Annotated in this window: 11 protein-coding genes and 1 pseudogene; 8 read left to right on the top strand and 4 right to left on the bottom strand. The window is 73.3% G+C overall.

The window, feature by feature from the left end:
* Window positions 1-45 precede the first annotated feature (45 nt).
* A pseudogene (locus ABZZ38_RS20755) lies at window positions 46-696 on the bottom strand (penicillin acylase family protein); the annotation flags it as partial.
* A gap of 203 nt (window positions 697-899) precedes the next feature.
* Between ABZZ38_RS20755 and ABZZ38_RS20750 the strand changes: the two are divergent.
* The gene (locus ABZZ38_RS20750; RefSeq protein ID WP_356741895.1) at window positions 900-1,388 is read left to right on the top strand and encodes a VanZ family protein; all 489 of its coding nucleotides are present in this window, start codon (window positions 900-902) and stop codon (window positions 1,386-1,388) included.
* A 111-nt stretch (window positions 1,389-1,499) separates the two neighbouring features.
* Here ABZZ38_RS20750 and ABZZ38_RS20745 read toward each other — a convergent pair whose 3' ends face one another.
* Complete coding sequence (locus ABZZ38_RS20745; RefSeq protein WP_356741893.1) at window positions 1,500-2,591, bottom strand: glutamate--cysteine ligase; 1,092 nt, start codon at window positions 2,589-2,591, stop codon at window positions 1,500-1,502.
* A gap of 186 nt (window positions 2,592-2,777) precedes the next feature.
* On the opposite strand from ABZZ38_RS20745, the gene ABZZ38_RS20740 reads away from it, so the two are divergent.
* Together ABZZ38_RS20740 and ABZZ38_RS20735 are read left to right on the top strand one after the other, a co-directional pair.
* Window positions 2,778-3,542, top strand: coding sequence for a restriction endonuclease (locus ABZZ38_RS20740; protein ID WP_356741891.1), 765 nt, complete (start codon window positions 2,778-2,780; stop codon window positions 3,540-3,542).
* A gap of 93 nt (window positions 3,543-3,635) precedes the next feature.
* A complete protein-coding gene (locus ABZZ38_RS20735; protein ID WP_356741888.1) occupies window positions 3,636-3,986 on the top strand; it encodes a hypothetical protein in 351 nt (116 codons plus the stop codon).
* 374 nt (window positions 3,987-4,360) lie between these two features.
* On the opposite strand, the gene paaK is transcribed toward ABZZ38_RS20735, so the two are convergent.
* On the bottom strand, window positions 4,361-5,662 hold the full coding sequence (paaK, locus tag ABZZ38_RS20730) for a phenylacetate--CoA ligase PaaK (RefSeq protein WP_356741901.1): 1,302 nt from the start codon (window positions 5,660-5,662) through the stop codon (window positions 4,361-4,363).
* 155 nt (window positions 5,663-5,817) lie between these two features.
* Here paaK and ABZZ38_RS20725 point away from each other — a divergent pair, with 155 nt between their 5' ends.
* The 5 genes from ABZZ38_RS20725 (at window position 5,818) to ABZZ38_RS20705 (ending at window position 8,621) form a co-directional block, all read left to right on the top strand.
* Window positions 5,818-6,522, top strand: a complete 705-nt coding sequence (locus tag ABZZ38_RS20725; protein ID WP_356741886.1) for an alpha/beta hydrolase — start codon at window positions 5,818-5,820, stop codon at window positions 6,520-6,522.
* Window positions 6,523-6,641: 119 nt separating this feature from the next.
* Window positions 6,642-6,884: a DUF397 domain-containing protein gene (locus ABZZ38_RS20720; RefSeq protein ID WP_356741883.1), complete on the top strand. Its 243-nt coding sequence runs from the start codon at window positions 6,642-6,644 to the stop codon at window positions 6,882-6,884.
* Between the two features lie 286 nt (window positions 6,885-7,170).
* On the top strand, window positions 7,171-7,572 hold the full coding sequence (locus ABZZ38_RS20715) for an ACT domain-containing protein (protein ID WP_356741879.1): 402 nt from the start codon (window positions 7,171-7,173) through the stop codon (window positions 7,570-7,572).
* A 152-nt stretch (window positions 7,573-7,724) separates the two neighbouring features.
* Window positions 7,725-8,225, top strand: coding sequence for a hypothetical protein (locus ABZZ38_RS20710; protein ID WP_031079537.1), 501 nt, complete (start codon window positions 7,725-7,727; stop codon window positions 8,223-8,225).
* Window positions 8,226-8,231: 6 nt separating this feature from the next.
* Entirely contained in the window at window positions 8,232-8,621 is a 390-nt protein-coding gene (locus ABZZ38_RS20705) for an RNA-binding S4 domain-containing protein (protein WP_356741873.1), read from the top strand.
* 142 nt (window positions 8,622-8,763) lie between these two features.
* Here the strand turns inward: ABZZ38_RS20705 and ABZZ38_RS20700 are convergent, their stop codons facing one another.
* A complete protein-coding gene (locus tag ABZZ38_RS20700; protein ID WP_356741870.1) occupies window positions 8,764-11,013 on the bottom strand; it encodes a terpene synthase family protein in 2,250 nt (749 codons plus the stop codon).
* Window positions 11,014-11,057: the final 44 nt, after the last annotated feature.

Genomic DNA, 11,057 nt, shown 5'->3' with positions numbered 1-11,057 from the left:
CGAGCGAAGCTATCGCCGATCATCCCGGCTCATCAATGAGTTGGCCGCTGCCGTGATGCCCTCCACGGCGCGTCCCTGGCCGCCGAGGACCGCCATCGCGAAGCCGCGCCGGGCGACGTCCAGCGCGGTGACCGGACGGACCCAGTCGGCCCCCGCGCAGGCCGGGTCGGTGACGCGGTTCCGCTTCAGCCAGGCGTTGTAGCCGGCCGCCCAGCCGCGCATCAGCTCCTTCGCCTCGCGGCTGGGACCGGCCGGCGCGGGCACGGCGAGCAGCCGCTCCACGGTGCCCGCTTCGCGTACGCCACGGAAGTACAGGTCGCTGGAGAGGTTGCGGCTCGCGGACGACAGGGAGCCGTCGGTCGTGGCGTCCGGTCCGAAGTGCCGCGAGCGTTCGCCGCGTACGGTCACGAAGCCGTCGGCGAGGACGCACACCTGGTCCGCGGCCTGCGCCCAGCCGGTGCCGAAGCCCAGGCCCGCGTAGTCCCCGGCCACGATGTGCGGGACGCCGTACTCGGTGTAGCGGATGACGGCCGACAGACCGCCGTCCGAGGGGCGGTGGCGCTCGTGCGGTACGGAGGGCGCGACCGTACCGGCCACCGCCGCGAGGGCGACGACGGCCGGCACAAGGTGTCCGAGGCGGGTACGGAAGAGCAACGTGCCTCCCAACGGGTCGGTGGTGACCACTCGTTGGGCCATGCACCCATCCCGGCGCCCGCGTGTCAACATCCCGTTCGGTATCCGATTTCTTGACCGGAGCCGTTCGCATGCCCGTGCGGGCGGAGGGTAACGGGACGTGTACGCGAAAAACGACTGCCACGGGAGTTGCGATGCCGCGAACAACCCGCCCCGACAGGACGGCGAACGGTGCCGACCCCCGAGCCCCGGACGGTTCCCAGCGCTTGTCCCCGGCGGCACGGGTGGTACTGGTGGTGGTGGCCTTCGCCGCCATGGTCGGGTTCGCCGTGATGCTGGCCCGCCTCACGCTGGAGCCCTCCGCCGCGTCCGAGCACCTCACCCACAGCAATCTCCGCCCAGGCGACTCGATCCGCGACTACCTCGCCCAGTCCGCCTTCCGCGACACCGTCAAGCAGCTCGGCGGCAACATCGTCCTCGGTGTGCCGTTCGGTCTGCTGCTGCCCGTGCTGTTCCCGCGTGCCCGGGGGCTGGTGCGGGTCGTGCTGGTCACCGCGCTGGTGATGATCCTGGTCGAGCTGACTCAGGGGGCCCTGGTGACCGGGCGCGCCTTCGACGTCGACGACGTGCTGCTCAACTGCACGGGCGCCCTGCTCGGTTACCTGCTCCTCGGCCGCCGCCTGGGCCGGTACGTCCACCCGCGCCGCAGGCACTGGTGGCACCGCTTCACCCGGCCGCGCACCGCCGACGAGTGACGCCGCGGCCCGGCGCGCCCCGGCCTCGGCGGAGGGGCCGGGAAGCGCCGGGGCCCGGGGCATCACCAGCCCCGGGCCCCGCCGTATCCGTACATCCGAGCCGGCCGCGGCTCACGCCAGGGTGCGGCGCACGCACTCCGCGACCACGTCCCGCAGGCTCCCCGACCGCTCGAACATCTCCCGCTGCACCCGGGCCCCGTTGCCGCCCTTGAGCAGCGCCGCCAGCGCCTCCTGGGCGGGCAGCACGTCACCGGTGTCCTCCAGGGCGTCCCGTACGTGGTCGAACAGCGCCCGTACGACGGCCTCGGCCGGCGCGGGCCGCATCGTGACCGGGTGGATCAGCTGGTCCTCCAGCCCGGACCGGGCCGCCCGCCACGTCGCCAGGCGCAACAGCGCGACACCGTGCCGGGCGGGCGGCTCGCCGTCACGCCACTGGCGCGCCGCGGTCTCCACCAGACCGCGTACCAGCGTGGCCACCAGCACCGTGGTGGCGGGGTCCAGGCAGACGTCGGCCACCCGGATCTCGACGGTGGGGTACGCCTTGGAGAGGCGGGCGTCGAAGTAGACCATCCCCTCGTCCCGCAGCACACCGCTCGCCACCATGTCGTTCACCTGCTCGTGATAGCGGTCGGCGGAGCCGAAGACCTCCACCGGTCCCGCCGACGGCCAGCGCCCCCAGACCCTGTTGCGGTAGCTGCTGTACCCGCTGTCCGTGCCCTGCCAGAACGGCGCGTTCGTGGTCATCGCCAGCAACACGGGCAGCCAGGGCCGGATGCGGTCGAGGACCGCCACGCCCTCCTCGTCGGACTCCACCGACACATGGACATGGCAGCCGCAGGTGAGCTGCTCCTGTGCGGTCAGGCCGAAGTGTTCCTTCAGCCATTGATGGCGCTCACCCGTGCCGATGGTCGGGCTGACCGGCAGTGGCGACGTCGCCAGCGCGGCGACGGAGGCCTCCAGCTTCTCGGCGTGGCGCGCCGCCTCCGCCCGCCAGCGCCGGATCTCGTCCGCCAGTTCCCCCATGTCGGTCTGCGGACGGGTGGCGAATTCCAGCTGCTGGCGTTGCAGCTCACTCTCGAAGACCTCGTCATTGCCCCGCGGGTCCCGCGAAGCGGCCGCCAGGACCGCCGCCGACAGCGCCCGCGGCTCACCACTCCTGGCATCCACCAGGAGCAGCTCTTCCTCGACACCCACACTGCGCACGACAAACCGCCTCTCTTACGTCCCGCCGGCCGGCCCGGTGAAGGGCTGCCGGAATGCCGCTCACCTGCCCCCGATCGCGTGTCTCACGCCTCGGACGAGCGGGGACGGGCGGAGTGCCGCGGCCGGAGGACGGGGCATACGGACATGCACAAGATCATCCGTTGATATGCACAGGGGGACCCGCACATGGCCATACCCGTCCGCAGGCCGCGCTCCGACCGCTCACCCCGCCCCTCCCGGCTCCGCCCGTCCCCGCGCCGCCGGGCGGCCGGACTGCGCGACCTCACGCTCGCCATCGGACTGGTCGCCATCGTCGTGTGCGGTACGAGCGTGACGGCCCGCGCCGCCGTCGGGGACGCCGCCGACCTGCCCGCCGCGGCCCTGGCGGTGGCGGGCGCCCTTGCCGTGGTGGCGGCGCTGGTCCGCGCGGGCCGTCGCCGGCGGGTGCCCCCGCCGCTGCCCCCGGACGCGGAGCCCGCCCTCGTCGAGGAGCCCGTGGCGCCCGTCGAGGAGTACGCGGCTCCGGTCGAGGAGCCCGTGGCGCTCGTCGACTACACCGCCATGGACGCGGACACCTTCGAACAGGCGGTCGCCGAGCTGTGCGTACGGGACGGATGCCTGGACGTCGAGGTCGTCGGAGGCGCGGGGGACCTGGGTGCGGACGTGCTGGCCACCGCGCCCGACGGACGGCGCGTCGTCGTGCAGTGCAAGTGCTACGGCCCGGACAACAAGGTCGGCTCCCAGGACATGCAGCGCTTCGGCGGCACGTGCTTCGCCGTGCACGAGGCCCAGGTCGCCGTGGTGGTGACGACCAGCGAGTTCACCGAGCCCGCCGCGCAGTACGCCGCCCAGTGCGGCATCCTCTGCGTCGACCGGCAGGCCCTCGACGACTGGACGAACGGCACCGGCCCCGCGCCCTGGTCCCAGGCACCCCTCCCGCAACTCCCCTGAGCCCGGCCCAAGCCCGGCGCGCACCATAATGAGGTCGCCCCGTGCTCACGCCGACGCACGGGCACAGCGACCCCAACCGAGAAGGAGCTCCCGATGGACGCGCAGCACTTCGAGCGGATCACCGCGTTCGTCGAGGACCGGCTCCGCCCCCTGTTCGACGCCGAGACCGGGAGCGAGCACGGCTTCGGGATGGACGACACCTCCCGCGCGCTGCGCGCGCTGCTCAACACGGTGCGGGCCGCGGCGGCGGTCAGGGGGCTCGCCGAGAAGCGGCGGACGGCGGATGAGGCGATGCGTCACATCATCGACCAGGCGCTGGAGCACAACTGGGACGTACTGCGCGGCATCGCCCGCAACTGGGAGGACCACCCGGACTTCCTCCGCGAGTTCAAGCGCCACGCCTGGGAGCTCGACGAGGCGTCTGCGGCCCCGGCCGAATCCTGACCGCCGGCTCCCGGCCCCGTGAACCGGGGCTCACCCGGCCGGCCCCGCGCACCGGGGTCCGTCGGCCCGGCCGGCACCAACCGGTCGGCGCCCGCCCGGCGCCCCGCGACCCCGCCGCGCCGGGCGGTACCTTGCCGACCCCGTTCGTCCTCGGGTGTTCCCCAGCTCCGTCCGCGCCGGGCCCGTGACGCCTCCGGTCGGTGCCGTACCGGGGTCCCGCGATCCCGCCCGCACCGGGGCGTCGCCCCTGCCGGTCCCGCTCGCGCCGGGCCGGTGCCCCGCCGCTCCCGCTCATACGGGGGCGCCCCCGCCGGCACCGGGGCCGGTGACACGCCGCCCGGCGCCCGCCCGGAACCGGGGCGGCGCCTGACGTGTCATCCCGCGCCCTGCCCGTCCCGCAGGTCGACGATCCGCTTGATCTTGCCGACCGACCGCTCGAGCGTCTCCGGGGCGACCACCTCGACCGCCACGGACACCCCGATCCCGTCCTTCACCGCCGCCTCGACGGCCCGCGCCGCGTCCGCGCGGGCCTCCGGGGTGGCGTCCGGCCGCGCCTCGGCCCGTACGGTCAGCGCGTCCAGCCGCCCCCGGCGCGTGAGCCTCAGCTGGAAGTGCGGGGCGAGCCCCGGCGTGCGCAGCACGATCTCCTCGATCTGCGTGGGGAACAGGTTCACGCCCCGCAGGATCACCATGTCGTCACTGCGCCCGGTCACCTTCTCCATGCGCCGGAAGGCAGGCCGCGCCGTCCCCGGCAGCAGCCGTGTGAGGTCCCGCGTACGGTACCGGACGACCGGCATCGCCTCCTTGGTGAGCGAGGTGAACACCAGCTCGCCCCGTTCCCCGTCCGGCAGCACCTCGCCGGTGAACGGGTCGACCACCTCGGGGTAGAAGTGGTCCTCCCAGACGTGCAACCCGTCCTTGGTCTCCACGCACTCCTGTGCGACGCCCGGCCCGATCACCTCCGACAGGCCGTATATGTCGACGGCGTCGATCGCGCACCGCTCCTCGATCTCCCGCCGCATCTCCTCCGTCCACGGCTCGGCGCCGAAGATCCCCACCTTCAGCGACGTCGACCGCGGATCGATCCGCTGCCGCTCGAACTCGTCCAGCAGCGTCAGCATGTACGACGGCGTCACCATGATGATCTCCGGCCGGAAGTCCTGGATCAGCTGCACCTGACGGGATGTCATACCGCCGGAGGCGGGCACCACCGTGCACCCGAGCCGTTCGGCTCCGTAGTGCGCGCCGAGACCGCCCGTGAACAGCCCGTATCCGTACGCCACGTGCACCATGTCGCCCGGCCGTCCGCCCGCGGCGCGGATCGACCGCGCCACCACGTGCGCCCACGTGTCCAGGTCGCCGTCGGTGTACCCCACGACGGTCGGCCGACCCGTCGTCCCGCTGGAGGCGTGGACCCGCCGCACCCGCGAACGGTCCACCGCGAACATCCCGAAGGGGTACGTGTCCCTCAGGTCCGCCTTCGTGGTGAACGGGAACCGGGCGAGGTCGGCGAGGCTCCGGCAGTCCTCCGGGCGCACGCCCGCCGTGTCGAACGACCGCCGGTAGAAGGCCACGTTCTCGTACGCGTGGTGCAGAGTGGCCCGCAGCCGCTCCAGCTGCAGCGCCGCGAGCTCCGCGGGGTCCAGCAGCTCCCCGGCGTCGCGCAGGTCCGTCATGCGCCGTTCTCCCGTCTCCGCGTCCTCGAACGGTCGACCGATCATTCGGTCGATCCGCTGGAGATCAGTAATCCAAGCCGACCGGCCCGATGGCAAGAGGCGGGACGGCGCGACGGCGTTGTCAGGACGAGCGCACGGCTGTGAGGATCACGATCATGCCGACCTTCAGCGCGTACGACGGGACCCGACTCGCCTACCACGTAAGGGGGGAAGGCGCCCCGCTCATCTGCCTGCCCGGCGGTCCGATGCGGGCCTCCGCGTACCTCGGCGACCTCGGCGGTCTCACCGCCCACCGCCGCCTGATCCTGCTGGACGCGCGCGGCACCGGCGACTCCGCCGAGCCCGCCGACCCCTCCTCGTACCGCTGCCACCGCCAGATCGCCGACGTCGAGGCCCTGCGCACCCACCTCGGCCTGGACCGTATCCACCTGCTCGGCCACTCCGCGGGCGCCACGCTCGCCGTCCTGTACGCCGCCGCCCACCCGGACCGCCTCGCCTCCCTCACCCTGGTCACCGGCGGAACCCGGTCCGTCGGCATCCGGGTCACCGCGCGGGCGCGTGCCGTGAGCGGCGCGGAAGGGACCCGCGAGGCCGCGGCGCGCGCCTACTACGCCGACGGCGCCCTCGGTGACCCCGACGCCACCCGCGCCGCGCTCACCGCCGTCAGGGCGCCGGTGCTCGTCGTGGCGGGCGAGTACGACACGGGCCCGGCGCCCGCCCATGCCGCCGAACTGGCCGCGCTGTTCCCGCACGGCCGGCTGACCGTCCAGCCGGGCGCGGGCCACTACCCGTGGATCGACGACCCGGGCGCCTTCGCCCGTACCGCCGCCGCCTTCCTCGACGAGCCGCACGGCGCCTGACCGCCCGCGCGCGGAACGCCGGGACGCCCCGGGCTCGAACGACCCCGCCCACGCGGCCTGTCCGTGCCCGGCGCCGATGGCTAGTCTGAGCGCGGACGACGAACCGGGAGGAGCAGCACGTGGCCAACAGCATCACCGCCCAGCAGCAGCTCGGAGGCCGGAACAAGCCGGACCTCGACCTCAGCGACGCGGACTGGCGATCGGGCACGCAAGGGGCGGGCGACGTGCAGATCGCCTTCGTCGAAGGGTTCATCGCTATGCGCAACGCCACCCGCCCGGAGAGCCCGTCGCTGATCTTCACCCCGGCCGAGTGGCGTGCCTTCGTGCTCAACGCCCGGGACGGCGAGTTCGACCTGACCTGAGCCGCGCGCCGCGCGGGCTTTCCGGAGGACCGTCGTGCCGGTTCCCACCGTCACCGGCATGGGGGTGCACGCCGATGACACGCTCCCGGCGGTACGGGACCTGCGGTCGCGATCCGCCCCCGGCCGTCCGGGCCGGGCGCGGCCGCACCTCTGCCACGCGCCGCGCCGCGTACGCTCCTTCCGCACGGAGCACCCCGTCAGCGATGGCGCGCACCGTCCTGCGGCAGCCGCGCCCGCGCCGCCCGGCACCCTGAACGCCACCGCGACAGGCTCTAGGCTGGCGATCATGAGTGGAGAGCGTGATCTGTCCCGGCTCGTGTCCGCCATGCGGCCCGAGCTCAACCCCGGCCGCTTCGTGTTCTGCACGGTCGACGGCCCCGAGATCCCACCCGGCCTGCACCCGGTCGTCACGGTCGCCGAATCCGAGGGGCTCACCCTGGTCGTGCCCGAGGAGGAGGCCGACAGCGCCTCACTTCCGTACGACTACGTGGCCGGCTGGATCACCCTGCGCGTCCACTCGGCGCTCGACGCGGTGGGCCTGACGGCCGCGGTCGCCGGCGAACTCGCCGCCGCCGGGCTGAGCTGCAACGTGGTGGCGGGCTACCACCACGATCACCTGTTCGTGGAGCACTCCCGCGCCGAGGAGGCCCTCACCGCGCTGCGCCGCCTGGCCGAGCGCAGCGCCTGACCGTCACGGCCCCCCGCCCACGCGGCGCGTCCCCCGAAGCGGTGAAACGCCCGTCCCCGCCGCCCGTCCCCGCCGCCCGTCCCGCCGCCCGTGCCCGCTGCGCGCACGGGCCCCGACGCCGCACGGCGGGCCCGGGCACGTACCATGGCGGCATGTCCTTCCTCCGCCGCCGCAGCGCCGCCACACCCGCGGGCCCGGACTTCGACGTCCTGGCCATGGACCCGGGCGACTGGCCCGGCAATCTCGGCGCCGGTCTGCTCCCCGCGCCCGACGGCAGTTGCCAGGGCGTGTTCCTCCGGTACGACCTGTTCGGCGGCCGGGGCCCCGCGATGATCATCGGCAACCTGCCGGAGGGCTCCCCGGCGCGCGAGCTCGCCGAAGGCCAGGTGCCCTTCGAGGTCGCCCAGCTCCTCGCCGCGCTGGAGAACGACGAGCCGGTCGAGGTGGTCGAGACCGAGGACGTACCGGTGATGCAGGGGGACAACCTGCTGATCGTGCGCCGTCTCAAGCTCTCCGAGAGCCGGATCTCCTGCGTGCAGTTCGACCGCAGCGACAACGTCCTGGTCACCATCGCCAGCTGGGACCGTCCGATCACCGACGACCTGTACGCGCTGCTCAAGCCCCTGCCCGCGGAACTCTTCCAGCAGGGCTGAGTCACCATGGCGGCGGACGAGGGGGCCACGACCGTTCGGGTCGACAGCTGGATCTGGGCCGTACGGCTCACCAAGACCCGCTCGCAGGCCGCGACGGCCTGCCGGGCGGGCCACGTCCGCGTCAACGGCGAGCGTGCCAAGCCCGCCCAGCCGGTCAAACCGGGCGACGAGGTGCGGTTGTTCCACGCGGGCCGCGAGCGGATCGTCGAGGTGAAGCGGGCGATCGCCAAGCGCGTCGGGGCGCCGGTCGCCGCCGAGGCGTACACCGACAACAGCCCGCCCCCTCCGCCCCGCGAGCATGTGGCGCTGGCCGGTGTCCGCGACCGCGGCGCCGGCCGTCCGACCAAGCGCGAACGCCGCGAACTGGACCAGCTCCGCGGCATCCGCCCGTCCTAGGGAGTGTCTGCAAAGTAGCGTCGTCCGCCCGCCAGGCCGACGGGACTTTGCAGACACGACCCAGATCACCGCCAGGCCCGCCCCGGCGCCGGACGACGCCACGTCGCGCCCCCTGTCCGGCCGCCCGGCGGACCGAGCGGCGTCACGACGCGAACAGGTCCGCCACCCGGGCCGCCGAGGTTCCCAGCCCCACCGGTCCGCTCGGCAGCCGCCCGCCCGGCACGCGTCCGCCGCCCGGGTGCCCGACGGCCGGTGCGCCGGGGCGCAGCCGGGCCTTGCCGGCGCCCGAGCGGACGTCCTCGTCCCGGTAGCGGCGGACGCCGCGGTGCCAGTTGTGGATCCCGGCGATCCAGTCCTCCAGCTCCCGCACATACGCGTCCAGCGAGGCCCGGCCCGTCTCGTTCAGCGCGAACTGCTCGGCCAGCAGCGGCAGTTCGTTCTTCTTCACATGCTCGAACTGGCGCAGCCGCCCCCGCATGAGGTCGTCGATGAGCGCGACACCGGTCGGGTAGTCGACGTCGAAGAACGTCTGCACCACGAGGACGCCGTTGTGCACCTCGCCCTCGACCTCGATCTCCTTCTGGTACGAGAAGAGGTCGTTGAGCAAGCTGGCGTAGTCGGCGGCGGAATTCTCCAGGCTGCGCACAGGCCCGCTCCGCAGCACCCCGGCCGGCAACCCGTTCCGGTGCCGGAGCCGCGCCAGGCTCATCGTCAGGTCCGAGCCGAAGGTCTTGCGCCGCATCTCGATGTAGTCCACCGGATCGGGCACCCGGTGCTGTGCCTGGTTGTGCAGCTCCCACAGCCAGCTCTCCAGCATGTCGTCCAGCGCCCGGCGCAGCGCCGTCCGCGCCTCGGGCTCCATGGGGCCGGCGGTGCGCCTCCACAGGTCGGCCAGCGCCCGCTCCATGGGGGTGACGGCGACGGCCGCCCCGGCAGCCGGGTCGTCCACCGGCATGCACGCCATGAGCCGCTCGTTGCACCGCTTGGCGCCGGCGAGGTTGCGCGGGCGCCCGAACACGAGCGGGTAGTAGTCGTCGCCGTACGTGCCCCAGGTCAGCCACTCGGCGCTGAGCTCCAGCTCCTCGGCGGTGGCGTCCGGGTCGAGCCCGGCCGAGCAGAGCGCCAGGTCGAAGCCGGCCATCATCGGCTCGTCCCAGATGTCGTCCAGCAGCCCCATCCGGCCCGCCCACGCGAGGGACTTGGCGCGGGCGTCGTCGAGGTGCGGACTGAGCGACAGCGGGAACCCCGGGTCGATGTCCGGCAGCAGCGACGGGCCGACCCGCTGGTGCGGGGCGTGGGTGAGCGTGCGCCGCCGCGCGGCGGCCGGACGCCCGAAGAGCGTCCTGATGTCGAGCGCCGAGGTGCCCAGGACGCCGCCGAGTGCCGAACGCCCGCCCAGGGCGCCCTCGTTCATGTAGCGGCTGGAGCGCATGTGCCACTCGTGGCCGCCGGACTGCCAGTCCTGCAAGCCCTTGGCGTACGCGGCGACGGCCGCGCACTCCTGCGCGGTGAGGCCTTTCTCCACGCACAGCGCGGGGACCTCGGTCAGCGCGGTGTTCTCGAACTGCTGGAGCCGTGACGTCAGGAGGTCGTTGACGGCTTCGGCGGCCTCCTGGGTGGAACAGCCCAGGAACTTCTCCAGTACCAGCACGCCGTTGCTGTTCTCGCCCTCGTCCTCGACCTCCCGCTGGTACGAGAAGAGGTCGTTGCGCAGGTGCACGGCGTCGGAGAACGTGTCCCGCAGCACCAGCAGCGCCCGCGACGCGGCCACCGGCTCCGGCACCTCGGCGCCCGCCGCGTACTCCACGAGCCCCGCCGACCAGGGCGCGCCGCCGACCTTGCGGCGCATCTCGATGTACTCGACGGGGTTGGCGATCCGCCCCTCGTTGATGTTGGCGAGCTCCCACAGGGACTCGTTGAGCAGGTGCTCCGTCGCCTCGGCGAACCGGGTGCGCCAGGCCGACGACATGCTCGGTACGGTCCGGGTCCACAGGTCGGCCAGCCCCGCCTCCACCGGGTTCGTCGGCTCCGGCATGCCCTGGGCGAGGTCCATCGGCATGAACGCCGGCAGCCGGTCCAGGTACTCCTTGCCGCCGGCCAGGTCCTGGGTGCGCTTGAACACCTCCAGGAAGTGGTCGTCGAAGAAGAAGACCCACACATACCAGTCGGTGATCAGCGACAGCGCGTCGGCGTCACAGTCCGGATGGGTGTAGGAGCACAGCAGCGCGTAGTCGTGGGACTCGAGGTCGTGCTCCTCCCAGATGCCGGATCCCTCGAGCATCCCCATCCGCCGCGCCCACCCCTTGGTGTGGACGCGGGCGGCCTCCAGATGGGGATTGAGGCGGGCCGGGTACGGCACGTAGAAATCCGGCAGGACGAAGGGCTGTGCCATGCGTGGGAGGCCTTTCGGTGCATGAGGTGAAGGGGGAGAGTTCC

This window comes from Streptomyces sp. NPDC006368, assembly GCF_040612535.1.
GTDB lineage: Bacteria > Actinomycetota > Actinomycetes > Streptomycetales > Streptomycetaceae > Streptomyces.
Note: the sequence above shows the minus strand (reverse complement) of the source record. Positions and strands in the feature narration are given on the sequence as shown.